Consider the following 19,573-nt stretch of genomic DNA (forward strand, 5'->3'; position numbering starts at 1 on the left):
AAGCGCGGAACCGGACGGTTCCGCGCTTTTCTTTTAATCAACTAATCAACAGCTCCAGTAACGGGGTGGACACGGGATTGGCTGGCCGGGCTGCTGTTTACAAAGGCGGCCGTCTCCTCCAGGTTCAAGCCCCTGATAGAATAACTGACGGCCACCGTCACTCCGTCTGCCTCAGTATAATGGACGGTGAAGGGTCTATACCGCCAGCCCGGGGTATCCCCCTGGTCGTCGTCTGCATAGTAACCGATCCACTCCAGAGCCTGAGGGGTGACCACCTCATCGGGCTGGAAATCGGGGGCCAGCAGAGAAGTGCCATCGGGAAAGCGGCCCACAGAGACGCTGATATAGTCATCGCCCCGGCACCAAAGAACGCTCAGGCTGTCCTCCAACTCGTCAAAATGCCACTGGGCGCTCTCAAATTCAAAGCCCTCCGGCATGGCCTCCAGGTCGGGCAGATAGGCGGCCAGCTCCTGCTGGTAGGCCTGGGCCAGGGTCAGTTCCCCACTGCCGTAGAGCCGTGCGGTACCCAGAGCCACCGTATGGTTCCCGCCCTTAGGGGCGTCCAGGCCCTCGGCGGTAAAGCCTTTGTGGCCCACGACCAGACTGGCCAGCCAGGCGGCGGTCCCCTGGTCCTTGCTGGTACAGGTAAAGTTCACCCCCATGGCGCCGTCAAAATAATCCGCATGATAGGTGTATTCCTTAGTATCGTCCCCGTCCTGATCGTAGTAGAGGGAGTAGGTGGTGACCTCTACCCCATCCACATCCTGGACAGCGGCATCTGCATAGATCAGATCAATGATGGGCTCCCGACCGGGCCACAGCTCCAGGCGCAGGGTGTCCGCCCCCCGCTGGCCCATAATATCGATTCGCCAGGGATTCCCCTCCCCGTCGTAGATCACCGTACCGTCCAGGCCGAAGCCGGTCCAGTCCAGCGTCCAGGGCACCGCGTCTGTACCCCCCAGGACGCTGATGATCTCCTGGGCGGACAACAGCTCTATAAACCAGCCCTCAGGGTAAGCGTAATCCCCCACCATAGCGTCCGAGCCGGTGCAGTCGGGGTAGTCATAGACGGGTTGATCGGGGAAGTTGTGAGGCTGTCCCCCAAAGGCGTCCTCCACCACCAGCGTGTGATCTCCCTCCTGGACCGTCTGCTGGCTCATCTGAGGCGTGGCCGCTACCCCCGCCGTGGAGTCCGGCCCGGCCAGACTTCTCCCCCGCCACAACTGCCAGCCGCCTACCGCCGCCACCAGACAGCAGGCCGCCAGAACGCCCGCGGCCAAAGCGGGACGGGCCCGACGGGGCCGCTTTCCCTCCAACACCCGGCCCGCCAGGGATTCCGGAGCGGAGATGCGGTCCATATAATTACGATATCGGTTCATTGCATTTCTCCTTTCAGCAGCGCTCCCAGCTTTGCCCTGGCCCGGGTGAGCCGGGAGCGAACGGTACCCTCCCGCCAGCCGGTCATTTCGGCGATTTCTGCGGTCTGATATCCCTCATAATAATAGAGGTGGAGCACCGCCCGGTCCCTGGCAGGCAGGGCCCCGATGGCCTCCATCAGGCTCTGCTCCTCCGGTCCGGCCGCGGGGTAGGTGTCCAGCAGCGGGGCGGTGCGCCGCCGCCATGGTGACCGCAGGCGGCTCTTGCAGCCATTGACGGTGACCCGCAGCAGCCAGGCCTTCTCGTGGGCGGGGCTTTCAAACTCCGGCCCCTTCTCCAGGCAGCGCAGGAAGGCGTCCTGCACCGCGTCCTCCGCCTCATGGGCGTCCCCAAGAATGGCCAGAGCAGCCCGGTACAGGGTATTTTGATGGATTTGAATCAGTGCTTCCAACCGGTTGGGGTCCATGGTTCCCTCTCCCCCTTTCACCCTATATACGCTTTTAGACGGCAAATTGCTGCAATGGTTGCACAAAATAGTAGCTCCGCCAAGTTGCCTGAAGGCAAAAAACTATGATATACTGAAAAAAACACTTGGGAGGCCTGTCTTATGCAATTTTATCTCAGCGCCGACATTGAGGGCACCTGCGGCATTGCCGATTGGAAAGAGACCGAGCGGGGCTCCGCTTCTGATTATGAACCCTTCCGCAAACAGATGACCGCCGAGGTGGCCGCCGCCTGCCAGGGCGCCCTGACCGGTGGAGCGGAGGGTCTGCTGGTAAAGGACGCCCACGACTCTGCCCGCAATCTGGACGCCGCCGCCCTTCCCCGTCAGGTCCGCATCTTCCGGGGCTGGACCGGCGATCCCCTGTGTATGATGGCCGGCCTGAACCGGGAAACGTTTGGCGGCGTACTTTTCACCGGCTATCATGCCTGGAGCTCCTGCGGCGGTAATCCATTATCCCATACCATGACCACCGACTGCGCTCAGGTTCTGCTCAATGGAACTCCGGCCAGCGAGTTTCTCATCAATGCCTATATTGCAGGTTACTTCGGCGTACCCGTCTGTTTTCTGTCCGGGGACAAGGACCTGTGCGACAGCGCCCGGCAGCTCATCCCCGCCATTGTCACCGTCCCGGTGAATGAGGGTGTGGGGGGCGGTGTGCTGTCCATGCACCCCAGCGCCGCAGTGGAGGCCATTCGGAAAGGGGCGGAGGAGGCCGTGGGCCGGGCGGCGGACTGTACGGTGCCTATGCCGAAACACTTTGAGACTGCCGTTACCTTCCACGACCACAAACTGGCCTACCGCCGCAGCTTCTATCCCGGCGCTTGCCTGAAAGACAGCCGTACCGTCTCCTTTGCGGCAAAGGACTGGTACGAGATGCTGCGCTTTTACCACTTCGTACTGGCTTAAGGAGGACCGCCATGTCAGAACAGACCGACCTGCGTTTGGCGGTGCTCATTGACGCGGACAACGCCCCCCGCTCGGCCCTTGGGGACATTATGGCGGAGGTGGCAGTATACGGCACTCCCACCATCAAGCGAATCTACGGAGACTGGACCACCCCCAACCTGGCCTCCTGGAAGGGCCCTCTGCTGGAGAACGCCATCACCCCCATCCAGCAGTACAGCTATACCACCGGCAAGAATGCCACCGACTCGGCTATGATCATCGATGCCATGGACATCCTCTACACCGGCCAGGTGGACGGCTTCGTGCTGGTGAGCAGCGACAGCGATTTCACCCGTCTGGCCGTCCGGCTGCGGGAGGCTGGCAAAAAGGTCTACGGTATGGGAGAGCGGAAAACCCCCAACCCCTTTATTGTGGCCTGCGATAAATTTGTTTACATTGAGGTCATCCGGGCGGCAGCGGAACAGGCCAGGGCGGAGGAAGAAAAACCCAAGGCCCAGAAGCCCCAGAAAAAGAAGGAGGCTCCCGCACAGCCTCCGGAAGCAGAGCACAAGGTTCCCCAGGCGGTGGTCAAGCTCATTGCCGAGTCGGTGGATACCATTGCCGATGAGGACGGCTATGCCGCTCTGGGCGAGCTGGGCAATCTGCTGGTGAAAAAGCAGCCCGACTTCGACCCCCGGAACTTCGGTTTTTCCAAGCTGTCCAAGCTGGTCAAATCCCTCTCCCGCTTTGAGGTGGATGTGCGTCCCACCAGCCAGCCCAACGTGACCCACATCCTGGTACGGGATAAACAGAGCAAATAAAGAATGTCATCCATATTCTTCCACGGGAGGCTGCGAAATTCACTGCTTCCCGTGGCTTTTTTTGTGCATTTTTCAGAAAGACAGAAGCAGTCCCATAGGGTATAATATTCCGGACCCAATGCGCCGGGCAGTACGGATCTTTTTTCCGAATTCTGCGTCCGTTTTGTCTGACTCATTGGGATATTTCCCGCATAGCAGGGTAAATTATGATCAAAACATCCCTGTCACAGAGGCATTAAAGAAATGTCTTTGATTTTATGGCAGGTTATGTTATAATGTATACGTATTGGAGCGCTCTGCCGCAGGCAGGCGTTTGCAGATGCTTTATGGTGCCGGTCTGATCCGGCCTTGGATGCCGCCGGCGTGGGTGTGTTCCCCGGCGGAAGGAATAGAGGGTTGCATTTTGACAAAGTATGTGATTCACGGCGGGAAACCGCTTTTTGGAGAGATCGACATCAGCGGCGCAAAAAACGCCGCTGTTGCCATCATCCCCGCCGCCCTGCTGGTGGACGGGGTATGCCGCATTGAAAATCTGCCTCAGATCAGCGATGTGACGCTGCTGCTCAATATTTTGCAGGAACTGGGCGCCGACGTGCGTACGGTCAACCGCACCACCGTGGATGTGGACTGCTCCCACATCCGCAACGCCCGGGTACCTGAGGAACTGGCCCGCAAGATCCGGGCCTCCTACTACCTGATCGGCGCTCTGCTGGGCCGCTTTGGCTCCGCGGAGGTTCCCCCGCCCGGCGGCTGTGATTTCGGCGGTCGGCCCATCGACCAGCACATCAAGGGTTTTGTGGCCATGGGGGCCAACGTGGACGTCCGGGGCGGCTATATCCATGCCAAGGCCTCCAATGGCCGGATGAACGGCACCCAGATCTATCTGGATATCGTCTCCGTGGGCGCCACCATGAATATCATGCTGGCCGCCGTGCTGGCCGACGGCATGACCATCATTGAAAATGCCGCCAAGGAGCCCCACATTGTGGACCTGGCCAACTTCCTCAACTCCATGGGCGCCGAGATCATGGGCGCCGGCACCGACGTCATCAAGATCCGGGGCGTGGAGCGGCTGACCGGCGGCACCTACTCCATCATTCCCGATCAGATCGAGGCGGGCACCTATATGACCGCCGTGGCTGCCACCGGCGGCGAAGTGCTCATCAGGAACGTGATCCCCAAGCACCTGGAGTGCATCACCGCCAAGCTGCTGGAGATGGGCGTGGACGTGGAGGAGCGGGACGACGCCGTGCTGGTGCGCCGCACCGGCAAGCTGACCCGTACCAACATCAAGACCCTGCCTTACCCCGGCTTCCCCACCGATATGCAGCCCCAGATCGCCGCTGTCCTCTGTCTGGCTGAGGGCACCAGCGTCATCACCGAGGGCGTGTGGGACAACCGGTTCCGTTATGTGGACGAGTTCCGCCGCATGGGAGCTCAGATCCAGGTGGACGGCAAGATTGCCGTCATTGAGGGCGTGGAGAAGTTCACCGGCGCCCGCATCCAGGCCTGTGACCTGCGGGCAGGCGCGGCCATGGTCATTGCCGGACTGGCTGCCCAGGGCACCACGGAGATCGGCCACATCCACCACATTGAGCGCGGCTATGAAGACATTGTCCGCAAGCTGTCCGGCGTGGGCGCCGACATCCGTGTGGTGGTCACCCCCGACGAGGACAAACAGGCCCAGGTTGGATAATCAACATAAATCTTATGCAGGCGGGGGAACTCCCCCGCCTGTTTTTTCTGGAAAGGAGCGATTTTGTGCTTCAACTGTGTACCCTGGCCAGCGGCTCCAGCGGCAACAGCCTGCTGGTCAGTGACGGCGCCACCCATATCCTGGTGGACGCCGGCATCTCCTGCCGCCGGATCACCACCGCCCTGAAGGGGCTGGGCGTCGACCCCGCCAGCCTGTCCGCCGTGCTCATCACCCATGAGCACACCGACCATATCTCCGGTCTCACCACCCTGACCAAGCAGCGGAAAGTGCCGGTGTACGCCAGCCGGGGCACCGGGCGGCAGCTGTGCTACCGCATCGCCTTTCTGGAAGAGGTGCTTCACCCCTTCACGCCGGGGGAGTGCTTCTCCATCGGCTCCATTGACATTGAGACCTTCCCCACCCCTCACGACGCCGCCGAGAGCACCGGCTACGCCCTCTCCGCCGGCGGGCGGAAGGCGGCAGTGGTCACCGACCTGGGCCATGTGACAGAGGCGGTGGAGGCAGGCATCCGAGGCGCCAATCTGCTGGTAGCCGAGGCCAACCACGACGTGGAGTGGCTCCGCTCCGGCCCCTACCCCTACTTTCTCAAGGACCGCATCCTGGGCGACCGGGGCCACCTGTCCAACGAGGCTGGGGCTGCCCTGGTGTGCTCCGCTGTATCGGCAGGCGCCTCCGCCGTAGTGCTGGCCCACCTGTCCCACGAGAACAACACCCCGGAGCGGGCCCGGCAGGTGGTGGGGGATTCCCTCACACGCATGGGAGCCGTTCCCGGCCAGGACGTACTGCTGGATGTGGCTCCCCGCAGTGAGCCGGGACGGAGGTACACCGTATGAAAGGAAGTTCCATCCATATCATCTGCGTGGGCAAGCTAAAGGAAAAGTTCTACATAGACGGGGCGGCGGAATACGTCAAGCGGCTGGGGGGCTACTGCAAGCTCCAGCTCACCGAACTGCCCGAGGAGCGGCTGCCCCAGAACCCCTCCCGGGCCCAGATCGACGCCGCCCTGGAAAAGGAAGCGGCGGCGGTGACCGCCAAGCTGCCCAAGAGCGGGGCGGTGGTGGCCCTGTGCGTGGAGGGCCAGCTTCTCTCCAGCGAGAAACTGGCCGCCCGTCTGGAGGGGTGGACGGGCCAGGGCAAAAACACCCTGACCTTCCTCATCGGCTCCTCCTACGGGATGCACCCCTCCCTGAAAGAAAAGGCCGATCTGCGGCTGTCCATGTCCCCCATGACCTTCCCCCACCACCTGGCCCGGGTCATGCTGCTGGAGCAGATCTACCGCTGCTTCAAGATCGTGGAGGGCTCCGGGTACCACAAGTAAAGAGCAGGAAATTTTTTGCAGCTTACGGCGTAAACTCCCAAAAAACAGGGTAGATATACCGGTCAGTTTGTGCTATAATCACAAGCGCAGAGATGTGCTTTTGCTGAAATTGAGGTATTGGAGGTAATTCCCATGGCTTATCGTGATGTATATGAAAAGTGGCTGAACAGTCCCGCTCTCAGCGAGGCGGAGAAGGAGGAACTGCGTTCCATCTCCGGCGACGAGAAGGAGATCGAGAGCCGCTTTTTTGCTCCTCTGGAGTTTGGTACCGCCGGTCTGCGCGGCACTATGTGCGTGGGCCTGCATCAGATGAATATCCACGTCATCCGTCACGCCACCCAGGCTTTCGCCGAGGTCATCAAGGCTGAGGGCCCCGAGGCGGTGGAGCGGGGCGTAGCCGTGTGCTACGACTGCCGCAACAACTCCGAGACGTTCGCCCGTGAGACCGCCTGTGTTATGGCGGGCAACGGCATCAAGGTCCGTCTGTTCGACGCCATGCGTCCCACCCCCGAGGTGTCCTTTGCCGTCCGGGAGTACCACTGCATCGCCGGCGTCAACGTGACCGCCAGCCACAACCCCAAGGAATACAACGGCTACAAGGTCTACTGGCAGGACGGCGCTCAGCTGCCCCCCCACCACGCCTCCGCCATTGCCGCCAAGATGGAGGAGCTGGATCTGTTTGACTCCATCCAGCGTATGGACTATGACGAGGCTATGAAGGCCGGCCTCATCACCCTGATGGGCGAGGAGACCGACGAGAAGTTCCTGGCCAACGTGATGGGTCAGGTCAATGACAAGGCCGCTGTGGAGAAGGTGGCCGACACCTTCAAGATGGTATATACCCCCTTCCACGGCACCGGCTACAAGCTGATCCCCGAGGCTCTGAAGCGTCTGGGCATGAAGCACGTCATCTGTGTCCCTGAGCAAATGGTCATTGACGGCAACTTCCCCACCGTGGTCTCCCCCAACCCGGAGAATCCCGAGGGCTTCTATCTGGCTGTGGACCTGGCCAAGAAGGAAGGGGCCGACTTCATCCTGGGCTCCGACCCCGACGCCGACCGTGTGGGTATCATGGTCCGCAACGACCAGGGCGAGTACATCACCATCTCCGGCAACCAGACCGGCGTGCTCCTGCTGGACTACCTGATCGGCGCCAAGCAGCGCACCGGCAAGATGCCGGACAAGCCGGTGGCCCTCAAGACCATCGTCACCACCGAGATGGCCCGCAAGGTGGCCGAGACCAACGGTCTGGCCTGCTACGACACCTTCACCGGCTTCAAGTTCCTGGCCGAGAAGAAGGACAAGCTGGAGAACGCCGGCGAGGGCAAGGTGATCTTCGCCTACGAGGAGAGCTACGGCTATATGCTGGGCGACTACGTCCGGGACAAGGACGCCGTCACCGCCGCTCTGGCCCTCACCGAGATGGCCGCCTGGTACGCCGGTCAGGGCATGACCCTGTACGACGCCCTCCAGAAGTGCTATGAGAAGTACGGCTTCTACGGCGAAAAGACCCTGAACCTGGTGATGCCCGGTCTGGACGGTCTGAAGAAGATGGCCGACCTGATGGCCGGTCTGCGGGAGCACCCCCCGGTGGAGATCGCCGGCGTGGCGGTGACCCAGCAGAAGGACTACAAGGACGGCTCCGTGGTCACCGTGGCCGACGGCAGCAAGACCACCATGGAGCTCTCCGGCTCCAACGTGCTGCGCTACGAGATGGCCGACGGCACCAGCCTCATCGTCCGGCCCTCCGGCACCGAGCCCAAGGTCAAGGTGTATATCCTGGCCAACGGCGCCACCAAGGCGGAGGCCGACGAGAAGGTAGCCAAGTATGCTGCCTGGGCCGAGAGCCTGAAGGGCTGATTTGAAATGCAAAAAGCCGCCCCCGCTTCACGCGGGGGCGGCTTTTTCATGTTTACTGTACCACTACCATACGGACCTTGCCGCCCTCCTCCGGCGTGCGGTCGTAGTAGATGGTGATGTTGTCGGAGAAGGCCCGGGCCTGATTGAGGGCATCCATGGGGTCCTCCGCCGTAAACCACTGCTTGGTTGTCTTGTTGTAGCACACCACACTGTCCGAAATGGGCAGCACCATGTCGGTGGTGGTCACCGTCTTGGCCTTCATGTCAAAGGCGCTGCGGTGCACGCCGTCCAGCTCCTTCAGGAACACATAACCGGCAATTTTGTTTTTATCCTGAAGGGTATTCAGAGAGGCGACCACACCGCCTACCGCGTTGCGGGGCACTTCCACTCCGCCCACCAGTTCCAGCTTGGTCTCTCCATTCTTGTCCGAGGTGGTCACAATTACGGTAGAGTTCACAATCTCTCCCATGCTGGAGGGGGTAGTCATGGTACCCTTGCTCATGAAGCCATAGGTGTACAGATCGCCGGTCACATCGTTCAGTACCAGCACATTGTACCGGCCGGCATAATCCTTGCTGGCATACAGGATCTTGGAGGAAGGCACGCTGACGGCGGTGATCTGGCTGTACTTGACAGGCTGGAGCTTACTGCTGCCCACCTTCTCGTATACCGCCACGTTGTCGGCCAGGGCCACGCCGCCCAGAGTACGGGCAGCCACATCCAGCTTGCCGGTAACTCCACTGGAGGAGCCGCCGGTGAGCCGGGTCAAAGTGAGTTGGCCCTGCTTATTGGAGGAAACGGTGACCAGCTCACCCATCATCTTGGTGGCGCTGTCCTTCCGGTAGGAGGTTTTTCCCTTCACCTCGCCCAGCACGTTATCCAGCAGCTGTACAGTTGCTTCGCCGTCCTCGGTGTTAATTTCCTTCACATAGCCCACTGCGTTACCCTTGGCCGCAGCAGTGGTAACCACACCGGCTACCTTGCCGTCATTAGTAAGCAGTAGAGTCATCATATCTCCAATCTTGAAATTCTGGAGATCATTGGTGGCCTCAGGCAACACATCAAAGGCCCGACCCAGCACGGTAATGGAGACTGGTGCCTTAGGGCTGGGGGAGACATTTTCATAGATGCCCGTCAGCTTCAGGTCGGAGATATACAGGATCTTGGAAGCACTGTCATAAGTGGCTACGTCATACTGGCGGATATCTCCCACGGTGGCAGGCATCCCGTTTTTATAGATCTTATAGTTGCTGTCCCCGTTGGTCAGCTCCGTAAAGGGGTTACCGGAAGGCTGATTTCGGGCAACCATAGCCTTTCCAGTAAAGGAAGTGGAAGGCAGGAAGAGATAATCAATCTTTCCGTTGATATCATAATAGATAGTCATGGAATCGCCCGGATGACCGTCCTGGTATACATCCTTGTAGGTTTTCTCCTCACCACTCTGAAAGGTTCTGGTATCTGGCTGTATCTGAATCTGTTCACCGTCCAGCAGTCTGATCCAAGTAGCCTCCCACTCAGCCACGTTGACCGCCCGGCTGGTGATGTTCTCCTTGGGCTGGAAGGCCAGCAGCTTGTCGTTCTTGTCCAGAACCACGTCGCCCTGCATTCCTTCCAGGTTCTCGTCCAGCCCTGCCCGGTCTGTCTTGTAGGTGCCGGTGGTGGTCTTGACCGCAGTGTTGGAGCCAGCCAGGGTGGCATTCACATCCAGCAGGATGCCGCCGTCCTCCACCTTGCAGCCCAGGCCGGTGAGGTAGAGGCTGTCGCTGCCCTTGGTCTTGGCAAAGAGCAGGTTGTAGAACAGGACGGCAGCTTGGCCACGGGAGATGGTGGATGCTCCGGTCAGGTTCAGTTTATCCAGCAGTCCGGCGGAGCCGGCCAGCCCCATATAGCCGTCGTACCAGTTGAGGCCGCCGGCCACATCGCCGTCGCCGTACCCCAGCACCCGCATGAGGATGGTGACCGCCTCGCCGCAGGTAATGACCCGGTCAGGCTGGAAGGAACCGTCTCCCACGCCCATGATGAGGCGGGTACCCGCCGTGGAGCTCTCTCCATCGCCGCCGGAGGAGCCGCCCACGGTGATGGAGGCGGCCAGGTTGATATAGCCTCTGGCCCAGTGGGTAGAACTGACGTCGGTAAAGATGGTGCGGCTGCGCTGGGCAGGCTCCTCATCGCCCCGGCCCATGATCTCCACCGTCATCTTGCAGAATTCACCCCGGGTCAGGGTACCCTGGGGCCGGAAGGCACCGCCGCCGGTACCGTTCACCACGCCCAGCAGACGCAGCATCTCAGCGGCGTTGGCCTGGTCGGGGTCTGTAATATCTGTGAACGCTGTATTGCCGGCTGCGGAGGCGGAAGGCACCACCAGCATACTCACCAGCAGCGCCACCGCCAGCAGGGCGGAAAGCCAAGTTCTCTTTTTCATGATCTCACTCCTTTAGTCTGCCCGCAGAGCCTCCACCGGCTGGAGGCCGGAGGCCTTGATGGCAGGATAGAGGCCAAAGGCCACGCCCAGGGCAACGGAGATAAAGAAGGCGCCCACCGTTATCCCGGCGTTGGGTATCAATATGGTATGGAAGGATATTTTCCCCACGATCAATGTGCCGATATAACCCACGATGATGCCAAAGATGCCGCCGATGCCGCAGATCATACAGGCCTCAATGAGGAACTGGGCAATGATGCTCTTGCGCTCGGCGCCAATGGCCTTGCGGATGCCGATCTCCCGGGTACGCTCGGTGACAGTGACCAGCATGATGTTCATGATGCCGATACCGCCTACCGCCAGAGAAATGGCGGCGATACCGCCCAGGAAGCGCTGCTGCATCTGATCCTGCTCCTTACCCTCCTCCTGCATCTGGTTGGGGGTGGTGACGCTGTAATAACCGCTGTTAGGGTCGATGAGGCCCTGAAGGAAGCCCTTGAGCAGCGTGATGGCCCGGGTGGTGGACTCGGAGTCCTTGGCTTTGGCCACAAAGGTATCCATGCTGGTCTGGCCGTTAAGCACCCGGTTCATGGAGTAGGGCAGCACGATGTAGCGGTCCATACCGGTCATGTTGTTGGGGTCTTTTTCCTGATAGACTCCAATGACCTCAAAGGGGATGTTGTTGATGGTGATGGTCTGGCCCACCGGGTCCATGTAGTTGAAGATGGCATCCGCCATCTTGGAGCCCAGCACGCACACCTGGTTGTAGTTCTTCACATCCAGGTAGGCAATGTCTCTGCCCTTGGCCAATGTAAAATTGTTGCACAGGGAGAACTGCTGGTTGCCCATCACCACTTGGGGAGATTCCTCCCAGGGGGTATTGTAGTTGTCCAGGGTCTTGGCGCCGTACTTGATGACGGTCTGATTGTACATCTGCACCACCGGGGTGACGCCCAGTACATACTCGTCCAGCTCCATACAGTAGTCGTACAGCTCATCGGATACCTTCTCGCTGTTCCAGCTGCTGGCCTGGATGTTGATGATGTTGGTGCCCAGGCTCTCATAGAACGCCCGCATCTGCTGGTTCTGGCCCTGGGCATAGGACACCAGGATAATGACGGCGGCCAGGCCGATGATGACGCCCAGCATGGTAAGGACGGAGCGGGCCTTCTTGGCCGCAATGGACTTGACGGCAATCTTGAACGCCTGCGTCAGATTCACTGGAAGGCCCCCTCTCTGTCTCCATCGTAGATGATGTGTCCGTCGGAAATGCGCACCACCCGCTGGGCGGTGGAAGCGATGCCGTTGTCGTGGGTGATGAGGATGATGGTGGAGCCCTCCTCATGGAGCCCGTGGAGGATCTCCAGCACGTGCTTGCCGGTGCGGGAGTCCAGGGCGCCGGTGGGCTCGTCGGCCATGATGATGGGAGGCTGGGTGGCAATGGCCCGTGCAATGGCCACCCGCTGCTGCTGACCGCCTGACATCTCGGTGGGCTTGTGCTCCGCCCGGTCGGCCAATCCCACCCGCTCCAGAGCGGCTTCCACCCGGTCCCAACGCTTGGAGGCGGGTACCCCCTGATAGATCAGGGGGAGTTCCACGTTCTCCCAGGCGTTGAGGGCGGGAATCAGGTTGAATCCCTGAAAGATAAAGCCGATCTGCTTGTTGCGGATGTGGGCCAGCTGCTTATCGGTCAGCTCGGTCACGTCCACCCCGTCCAGATGGTAGTCCCCGTAGGTGGGGATATCCAGACAGCCCAGGATGTTCATCAGGGTGGACTTGCCGGAGCCGGACTGGCCGATGATGGCCACGAACTCCCCCCGGTCCACCGTGAGGCTCACCCCGTCCAGGGCCCGGACCTCGCTCTCCTCCCCTTCATGGTAGATCTTGAAGAGGTTTTTTACATCGATCAGCATATCAGCCACCCCAACTGTCGGCGTTCTGGGTAGCGTAGCCGATAAACACCTTGTCGCCTTCGTTCAGGCCCCGCTTGACCTCCGCGCGGCTAGTATCGTTGATGCCGATCTCCACCGGCACGGCCCAGAAGCCCTCAGGGCACTCCCAGGCGGGATCGGGCTCCAGAATGGCATTGGCGGGGGCCTCCTTGGACTTTACAAAGACGATGGTGCCGGTTTCCTCATCGGAGGAACCTCCGCCCATACCGCTGCTGGCGCCGCCGCCCGCGGAGATGCCCGGACCGGGCATGACGACCACACCCAGCTTACGGGCGGACACACCGCTGCCGGAATACCGCTGGGGCACTGCCACCCCTTCGTCGCTGTATGCCATATCGCCGTCCACAATGGCGCCGCTCTCGTCCATGCCGCCGCTCATCTCGCCGCCGTCGTCCGCTATCATGTCGCCGTCGCCGGGCAGGAATCCGTCGTCCATTTCGCCGCCGGTCTCTCCGCCGTCGCCGTCCCCGGCAGGGGGAGCGTCCAGGCTGTCGGGCAGCTTCACATTGTCAAAGGTGACGTATTTGACTGCGGCCACCGGCACGGTCAGGCAGTTGTCCGCCTGGCTGGCCACAAAGGAGTAGCTGATGTAGGTGCCCGGAATCATGGAGCCGTCAAAGTTGTCCACCTTGACCACCGCGGGGATGGAGGCCACGCCGTTCTCACCGGAGGCGGTGAGGGAGACGCTCTGCACCACGCCTGTATAGGGGGTGCCGTACTGGTCCAGGTTCACCATCATGCCCACCTTGACGTACTGGGCATTGCGCTCGTCCACGCTGATCTCCACCGTCATCTGGGAGGTATCGGCAATGCTGATGCCCTGGCCGCTCTGTACCTCCTCACCCTCCATGAGGCTGCAGGACAGAACCGTACCGGCGATGGGGGCCACGCCGTTATACTTGCTCAGCTCGTCATTGGCCTCCTTCAGCTTCTCCTGGGCAGCCTTCAGGGCCTCTTCCTTGGCGCTGATCTCCTCGTCGGAGTCCTTGGCGCCCAGCTGGACCAGTACCTGGCCCGCCTTCACGTCGGCGTAATTGAGCAGTCCAAAGCTCTCCACCGGACCGGAGGCCTTGGCCTTCACCACGGTAGTCTCATAGAACTCCAGCTTGCCGTTCTGATAGGGATAGATGGGGGTGCCGTCGGCGGCGGTGAGGGAGGCGGAGGCCTCCATCCCCTCGGTGAGGGTGCCGGGGTTGTCCAGCACAAAGACCACCTCAAAGTGGGTGGCACCCTCAGGAGAGACAAAGCGGACCTTGTTGATCTTCTCCACCGTACCGGTGCGGCTGCCCATGATGGAGGGGATGGTGATCTGGGCAGTCTGCCCCACCTTGATGCTGTCCTCATAGGCATAGCTGTAATAGAGGGAGATGCGTAGCTTGGTGTCGTTGACGATGGTGGCGATGGTGTCGCCCTCGTTCACCGTATCTCCCGCCTTCAGGTTAGCCACCTCCCGCAGGTTGCCGGCATGAGGGGCCTTGATGGTCAGCTCCCCGATCTTTTCATGGACCGCCTGGAGCTGCTTCTGGCAGTCGTCCACCGTCTCCTGGGCAGCCTTGACGGCCTCCCGGGCCGCGGTGTCGTCCATGCGGTAGAGGGGTTGGCCCTCGGTAACCTGGTCACCCTCCTTCACATAGAGCTCCAGAATGGTGCCGGTGCCCGGGGTGACCGTGGCCGATTTATTGGCCTTGGCCATGCCACTGCCCTCCACCTTCACCTGAATGGACCCCAGCTGAACGGTGTCGGTCATAGCCTCGCCCAGTCCCATTTCGTCTTCCCGGAATACAAAGTACCACAGGGCAAAGACAATTCCGGCGATCACCGCCGCGGTAATGAGCAGGCCCACGATCAGCTTGACCTTACTGCGGCGCTTTTTCTTTCTGGGGCCGGAAGGCGCCCCAGCCGGCGGCGTTTGGCCCGGAGCGGGCCGCTCGAGCACAGGCGTCTGTTGATCCGTCATATTGAACTCCTCCTTATGCACTTCCTTGTTCACTGCCATTCTAGCATACCGGGTAAGGTAAGCAATGACAAAGCAATGACAAATTCTTAACAAATCCTTAAGTTTCCCAGTCGACTTTAGGTTGGACATCCGCCAGCACCAGTGTATGCCCTTCCGCAGGAAATCTCCGCCGAAAACCGCCGCTCCTTTCTTTGGAATACGTTTCCTTTTCACAGACGTTTTTTGCCGGAAAAGGTTCCGCCTTGGAAGAAAAGCAGGCGGCGGAAGGTAATCCTTCCGCCGCCTGCTTTCGGTTAAAGTTCAATCAGATAGCGCTCATACCCGTTGATCACTCTGGTCTTGCCGTAGCGCTGTTCCCGCTGGATGCTCCGGCCGTAATTCAGGTGGGTGTGTCCATGGAGATGGAGGGCGGGCTGATACTTGTCCAGCATCCGGTTAAAAGCCCGGAAGCCGGTATGGGCCAGGTCGGTGCAGGGCACCATGTCCTTGCCCGGCGCATGGGTCAGCAGAATATCAAACCCCTTTTTAAAATACAGCTTTGGGGACAGCCGTATGGCCCGCAGATTCATCTCCCGGTCGGTGTACTGGTGGGGGCCCTTCTTATAGCGCATGGAGCCCCCCAGGCCTACGATACGCAGTCCCTGGTACTCATAGTACTGCCCGTCGATACAGGTGCAACCCAGAGGCGGGTCCTTTTCATAGTGCCCGTCGTGGTTCCCATGGACATAGAGCACCGGGCAGTGGGCAAAGGTAGCCAAAAAGGACAGGTAATGGGATTTCAGGTCCCCGCAGGAGAGGATCAGGTCCACCCCCTCCAGCTTATCCGGCGTAAAATAGTCCCAGAGGGCGGGGGACTCGTAGTCGGCCACAGCCAAAATCTTCACTTCAGTCCAGCCTCCTCAAAGCCCTGGACTCTCATCCACTCCCTGGCCTGATCGGTAAGCTCATCCGGTTTGGGAATGGACCCCTCCACATAGCTGGACAGCCAGTTCATGGACAGGATCTGTTGGGCGGGCAGCGGGCCGTCATCGCCGTACACCACATGGCCCTGCTGGTTCATCAGCACCCCGTAGAAGGGGTCCAGCCGCTCGGCCCGGATGGCGTCCCGCAGCACGCCGGCCAGACGCCGGGTGCCGGCGGGCAGGCGGCGGGAACAGAGCACATCCACGATTTTCTGGTTCAGGCCCCACCAGTAGCTGATGGCGCTACTGCCCCGGCTCTCCTTCTTCCAGCTGCCGTCCAGTACCCGCCGCACCAGGCTCTGATAAAATCTTCCCCAGTCGCAGTGGATCATGGCCAAATTGTGCAGCTCCCTTGACCGGGGCCCGGCGTTAGCGGCCAGCCGGTCCAGGTAGTCGATATACACGATGCCCTTGGCCCGAAGGCTGTCAATGCCCCCGCCCTCCTTCAGGCTGTTCCAGGACAGCAGCACCCGGGCATTGGCGTTGACCATTCTGGCCCCCTGGGCAAATGCGTTGATGCTGGCAATGGTGCCGAAGGTGGGGTAGTCAGCCACATAGCCGATCCATCCGCTGCGGGACAGGGTGCCGGCAATGGCGCCCTTGATAAACTTGGCCTCATACATCCGGGGATAGTAGGTCCGCACCGAGGGATAGGAGTTGTTGAGGGAGCAGTTGAAAAATTTCACCTCCGGATGGCGCACGGCCTGCTTCACGCTGGGCAGCAGCAGAGAGGGATCGGTAGTAAAGATCAAGTCCGCCCCCTTGGCCACCGCATCGTTGATGGCCGCCTCCGCCGCCTGCTCAGTGACGGCATTTTCATAGGAGAGGGTATAGAGCTGGTCATTCATGGTATCCTCCAGCAGGTAGCGGCCGCACTCATGCTCATAGACCCAGCGGGAGGTATCGCTGCTGCCGGCGTGGATGAAGGCGGCGCACAAACGCTCGCCGATGGGATGGAAGGGGAACAGGGGCTTTTTCACCGTGTCCTCCAGCATAAGGGTCACCCCGGCGTTTTCCAGCCGGTTGCGTACCTCCTGCCGGATCATGGGCAGTTCCCGGGCGATCTGGGTGGACAGCTTGCCCTGGGAAGCCTGATAGCCAAACAGCTTCACATATACCAGGAAAGCCAGGGAGATGTACTGCTGATCGGCATTCTCCCGCAGACAGGCATCCCGGAACATATAGTAAAAGGAGCGGAAATCGTGGATCTCCTCCGCGCTCCACGCTTCCCGGCTGGGCCGTCCCATGGCCTCCATCAGCTCCCGGTACTCTCCCGGCCGCCGGAACACCAGGAAATTCAGCCCTGTCATCTGGTAGAAGTTGAGGAACTCGTAGTAGGCGGTCACCTCCGGGTCGTCGGAAGGCCGGGGTAAAAGCCGGGTGACCACCGCCGGAATGGTGATGGCCCCAAAGTATTTCAGCACGCTCACCCGCTTGTGGCCTTCCACCACATAGAAGCGGTTGAGGTATTCCACCGCTTTGATGGGGTCCCGGATTCCTTCATTCAGGTGGGCCTGACAGAGGGACGCCCACTTGCCTGCAAACTCGCTGTCAGCCTCCAGGGCGGGATAAAAGCCGGGGGAAAAGCTGTTGCGCCGCAGCTTGTTGCAGGTACCCACGATGAGCTCGCTGGGCACCTCCACCACGCCCAGGCTCTCCCGCCGCATGGCCAGTTCCTCCGGATCGCCGGGCAGCACCTGCAGGCCGGTTTCCTCCCCCCGGGCTGCCGACGCCTTGATCTCCTTTTGTCCCAGGCGGAGCGCATTGTGGTATTCCTCCAATACGGGCATATCCGCCGTCCCCCTTTCCAGTTGGTTCTTTCTTCTCTCCCAACAAACTACCACGACCGAAACAAAAATACAATCCCTTTCTCCTTCCGGCTTCTGGTTTTTGGTGGTAATAACATACAAAAAAGGAGCGCTCCGGTTGAAGAATGGCCCAAGCCGTGCTATAGTATTACCTGTTGGGCAGACCCTGGGCGGTCTGCCGTTCACCCATCCGCCCTAATCTATCCGCACCGGCCCTGCCGGTGCGTACCATAAAGGAGATTTTCCTCATGAACGAACGCAATACTCACAAGGGCACTGTTCCCTGTCATACCTGGCGCATGACCCGTGCCCAGGAAGAGGACCTGTACTACAAGCGCCCCGCGGTTCCCGGCCGCCGTCCCGCCATCGTGATGCCCGAGTCCCTGTTGGTTTCCAAGGCTCCCGCAGAGCCTGCTGCCGCTCCCGTACCCCAGGCCGCCCCTGTGGCGGCGGAGCCCGTGCCCAGCATCTTTGACCTGCGCATGGAGCAGTATGGGGACGAGCTGGCCCGGCTGTACCGGGAGCAGTTCCACGGCGACCTGGCCGCCTGGGACCGCCTGACCACTCTGCTGCGCCAGAGCTGGGAGAACCGCCGGGAGGAGCTGTGCGCTCAGGACCAGCGCCGGACCGCCGACGCCGGCTGGTACTGCCGCCGGGATCTGCTGGCCATGGCCGTGGACGCCGCCGGCTTTGCCGGTTCCCTGGCCGGGGTGGCGGACCGCCTGCCCTACCTGAAGGAGTGCGGCGTCAACTTCCTGCGCCTCAACGGTAACGGCAGCCAGGAGGAGCTGGCCGCTCTGGCCGACGCCTGCCGGGCCCAGGAGATCCTGCTGGCCCTGCCTCTGAAGGCCGACGCTCCCCAGGACGCCGCCTCCTTCCACGCCTGGATCGAGCAGCTGCTCTGCCTGGCCGGTCTGGGTGCCGACGCCATCCGCCTGGGTGACCTGTCCCGCCTCCCCCACAGCGTGCTGCGGATGGCCCGCCTCATCTGCCAGCTGGTGTGCCCCGGCGTGCTGCTGATGGGCAAGGCCTCCACCCACGGCGAGGCCCCCTACTTTGGCAGCGAGGACAAGCCCGAGTGCCACCTGCTCTGCCGGAACAACGGCGCCCTGCTGTGGAACACCCTGGCCACCGGTGACGTGTCCCTCCTCCGCCACGAGGTGGAGGGTTCCCTGTCCTCCGCCGGTCTGTTCCTCAACCGGCTCCACGGGGATAGCGGTCTGGACTGGGCCCTGGACTACAACTGGCTGAAAGAGCACTGCGGCACCGACGAGAATGCCCATCACCAGTACCTCAACGACTGGGCCACCGGCAAGTTCCCCGGCAGCAACAGCCGGGGCGAGCTGTGCCGTGAGGGCAAGGTGTGCGGCACCACCGCCTCCCTGTGCGGCGTGGAAGCCGCCGACTATGAGCAGGACAGCGTCAAGCTGGAGCAGGCCGTGGCCTGCGACCTGCTGCTCCACGCCTTCCTGCTCACCCAGAGCGGTATGCCCCTGCTGACCTGCGGCGACGAGGTGGGCCAGCTCAACGACTACAGCTACCACGAGGACGCCGCCCGGGCCGATGACGCCCGCAACCTCCAGCACGGCCCCTTCCAGTGGGAGCTGGCCGCTATGCGTGACAATCAGGAGACCCGCCAGGGCAAGCAGTTCCAGGGTCTGCGCCGCCTGGAGCAGCTGCGCGGGGCGGAGCCCGCTTTTGACGCCCGGGCCAATGTGTGGACCTTCGACACCGGCAATCCCCATGTGCTGGGTCTGGGCCGCTGGTATGAGGGCCGCAAGCTGGTGGCACTGTTTAACTTCAGCGGCGACTTCGTCACCGCCGGTGCCCCCGAGGGCGGCGCCTTCGATGAGCTGATCTACGGCGGTCACTACGACGAGATCGGCCATGTGGAGCTCTATCCCTACGGCTTTGTCTGGCTGCTCCAGCAGGAAGCCTAAAAAACATACAAAACGGACCGGGAACTGAGTTCCCGGTCCGTTTTTTCTT

At 61.2% G+C, this 19,573-nt stretch carries 16 protein-coding genes; 7 read left to right on the forward strand and 9 right to left on the reverse strand.

The genetic code is table 11. The features are described 5' to 3' along the window. Positions 1-41 precede the first annotated feature (41 nt). A complete protein-coding gene (locus tag B5G40_RS03320) occupies positions 42-1,379 on the reverse strand; it encodes a hypothetical protein (RefSeq protein ID WP_087398758.1) in 1,338 nt (445 codons plus the stop codon). Next, complete coding sequence (locus tag B5G40_RS03325; RefSeq protein ID WP_087398759.1) at positions 1,376-1,843, reverse strand: RNA polymerase sigma factor; 468 nt, start codon at positions 1,841-1,843, stop codon at positions 1,376-1,378. The genes B5G40_RS03320 and B5G40_RS03325 overlap by 4 nt, the downstream gene beginning before the upstream one ends. Positions 1,844-1,984: 141 nt before the next feature. Between B5G40_RS03325 and B5G40_RS03330 the strand changes: the two genes are divergently transcribed. The 6 genes from B5G40_RS03330 to B5G40_RS03355 all read left to right on the forward strand — a co-directional run bounded on the left by B5G40_RS03330 (position 1,985) and on the right by B5G40_RS03355 (position 8,483). Beyond that, positions 1,985-2,788, forward strand: a complete 804-nt coding sequence (locus tag B5G40_RS03330; RefSeq protein ID WP_087398760.1) for a M55 family metallopeptidase — start codon at positions 1,985-1,987, stop codon at positions 2,786-2,788. An 11-nt stretch (positions 2,789-2,799) separates the two neighbouring features. Beyond that, positions 2,800-3,588 (forward strand): NYN domain-containing protein, encoded by a 789-nt coding sequence (locus tag B5G40_RS03335; protein ID WP_087188840.1) that lies wholly within the window; start codon positions 2,800-2,802, stop codon positions 3,586-3,588. A 403-nt stretch (positions 3,589-3,991) separates the two neighbouring features. After that, complete coding sequence (locus B5G40_RS03340; protein WP_087398761.1) at positions 3,992-5,284, forward strand: UDP-N-acetylglucosamine 1-carboxyvinyltransferase; 1,293 nt, start codon at positions 3,992-3,994, stop codon at positions 5,282-5,284. A 65-nt stretch (positions 5,285-5,349) separates the two neighbouring features. Then, a complete protein-coding gene (locus B5G40_RS03345) occupies positions 5,350-6,138 on the forward strand; it encodes an MBL fold metallo-hydrolase (protein ID WP_087398843.1) in 789 nt (262 codons plus the stop codon). Beyond that, entirely contained in the window at positions 6,135-6,623 is a 489-nt protein-coding gene (rlmH, locus tag B5G40_RS03350; RefSeq protein ID WP_087398762.1) for a 23S rRNA (pseudouridine(1915)-N(3))-methyltransferase RlmH, read from the forward strand. Before B5G40_RS03345 ends, rlmH begins: the two co-directional genes overlap by 4 nt. Positions 6,624-6,755: 132 nt before the next feature. Next, on the forward strand, positions 6,756-8,483 hold the full coding sequence (locus B5G40_RS03355; RefSeq protein WP_087388719.1) for a phospho-sugar mutase: 1,728 nt from the start codon (positions 6,756-6,758) through the stop codon (positions 8,481-8,483). A gap of 52 nt (positions 8,484-8,535) precedes the next feature. Here B5G40_RS03355 and B5G40_RS03360 read toward each other — a convergent pair whose 3' ends face one another. From B5G40_RS03360 to B5G40_RS03385, 7 genes are all read right to left on the reverse strand, one after another. After that, on the reverse strand, positions 8,536-10,905 hold the full coding sequence (locus B5G40_RS03360) for an S-layer homology domain-containing protein (RefSeq protein ID WP_087398763.1): 2,370 nt from the start codon (positions 10,903-10,905) through the stop codon (positions 8,536-8,538). Positions 10,906-10,917: 12 nt separating this feature from the next. Continuing rightward, positions 10,918-12,126 carry an ABC transporter permease gene (locus B5G40_RS03365; protein WP_087398764.1) on the reverse strand — a complete coding sequence of 403 codons (1,209 nt, stop codon included), beginning with the start codon at positions 12,124-12,126 and terminating at the stop codon, positions 10,918-10,920. Further along, positions 12,123-12,818 carry an ABC transporter ATP-binding protein gene (locus B5G40_RS03370; RefSeq protein ID WP_087388716.1) on the reverse strand — a complete coding sequence of 232 codons (696 nt, stop codon included), beginning with the start codon at positions 12,816-12,818 and terminating at the stop codon, positions 12,123-12,125. The genes B5G40_RS03365 and B5G40_RS03370 overlap by 4 nt, the downstream gene beginning before the upstream one ends. 1 nt (position 12,819) lies before the next feature. Then, the gene (locus B5G40_RS03375) at positions 12,820-14,814 is read right to left on the reverse strand and encodes an efflux RND transporter periplasmic adaptor subunit (protein ID WP_087398765.1); all 1,995 of its coding nucleotides are present in this window, start codon (positions 14,812-14,814) and stop codon (positions 12,820-12,822) included. A 97-nt stretch (positions 14,815-14,911) separates the two neighbouring features. Then, positions 14,912-15,118: a hypothetical protein gene (locus B5G40_RS16585; protein ID WP_143383360.1), complete on the reverse strand. Its 207-nt coding sequence runs from the start codon at positions 15,116-15,118 to the stop codon at positions 14,912-14,914. Then, complete coding sequence (locus B5G40_RS03380; RefSeq protein WP_087188832.1) at positions 15,108-15,698, reverse strand: metallophosphoesterase family protein; 591 nt, start codon at positions 15,696-15,698, stop codon at positions 15,108-15,110. The genes B5G40_RS16585 and B5G40_RS03380 overlap by 11 nt, the downstream gene beginning before the upstream one ends. Beyond that, positions 15,695-17,566, reverse strand: coding sequence for a BMP family ABC transporter substrate-binding protein (locus B5G40_RS03385; protein WP_087398766.1), 1,872 nt, complete (start codon positions 17,564-17,566; stop codon positions 15,695-15,697). Before B5G40_RS03385 ends, B5G40_RS03380 begins: the two co-directional genes overlap by 4 nt. Before the next feature lie 266 nt (positions 17,567-17,832). Here B5G40_RS03385 and B5G40_RS03390 point away from each other — a divergent pair, with 266 nt between their 5' ends. Continuing rightward, positions 17,833-19,524, forward strand: coding sequence for a hypothetical protein (locus tag B5G40_RS03390; RefSeq protein ID WP_087398767.1), 1,692 nt, complete (start codon positions 17,833-17,835; stop codon positions 19,522-19,524). Positions 19,525-19,573: the final 49 nt, after the last annotated feature.

The organism is Flavonifractor sp. An9 (assembly GCF_002161245.1).
Taxonomy (GTDB): domain Bacteria; phylum Bacillota; class Clostridia; order Oscillospirales; family Oscillospiraceae; genus Flavonifractor; species Flavonifractor avicola.

Excerpts from the sequence above, each read along its gene's own strand:
- B5G40_RS03370 (WP_087388716.1), bottom strand. The coding sequence starts at position 12,818 with ATGCTGATCGATGTAAAAAACCTCTTCAAGATCTACCATGAAGGGGAG.
- rlmH (WP_087398762.1), top strand. The coding sequence starts at position 6,135 with ATGAAAGGAAGTTCCATCCATATCATCTGCGTGGGCAAGCTAAAGGAA.
- B5G40_RS03325 (WP_087398759.1), bottom strand. The coding sequence starts at position 1,843 with ATGGACCCCAACCGGTTGGAAGCACTGATTCAAATCCATCAAAATACC.
- B5G40_RS03375 (WP_087398765.1), bottom strand. The coding sequence starts at position 14,814 with ATGACGGATCAACAGACGCCTGTGCTCGAGCGGCCCGCTCCGGGCCAA.
- B5G40_RS03330 (WP_087398760.1), top strand. The coding sequence starts at position 1,985 with ATGCAATTTTATCTCAGCGCCGACATTGAGGGCACCTGCGGCATTGCC.
- B5G40_RS03355 (WP_087388719.1), top strand. The coding sequence starts at position 6,756 with ATGGCTTATCGTGATGTATATGAAAAGTGGCTGAACAGTCCCGCTCTC.
- B5G40_RS03320 (WP_087398758.1), bottom strand. The coding sequence starts at position 1,379 with ATGAACCGATATCGTAATTATATGGACCGCATCTCCGCTCCGGAATCC.
- B5G40_RS03390 (WP_087398767.1), top strand. The coding sequence starts at position 17,833 with ATGAACGAACGCAATACTCACAAGGGCACTGTTCCCTGTCATACCTGG.
- B5G40_RS03360 (WP_087398763.1), bottom strand. The coding sequence starts at position 10,905 with ATGAAAAAGAGAACTTGGCTTTCCGCCCTGCTGGCGGTGGCGCTGCTG.
- B5G40_RS03385 (WP_087398766.1), bottom strand. The coding sequence starts at position 17,566 with ATGCCCGTATTGGAGGAATACCACAATGCGCTCCGCCTGGGACAAAAG.
- B5G40_RS03335 (WP_087188840.1), top strand. The coding sequence starts at position 2,800 with ATGTCAGAACAGACCGACCTGCGTTTGGCGGTGCTCATTGACGCGGAC.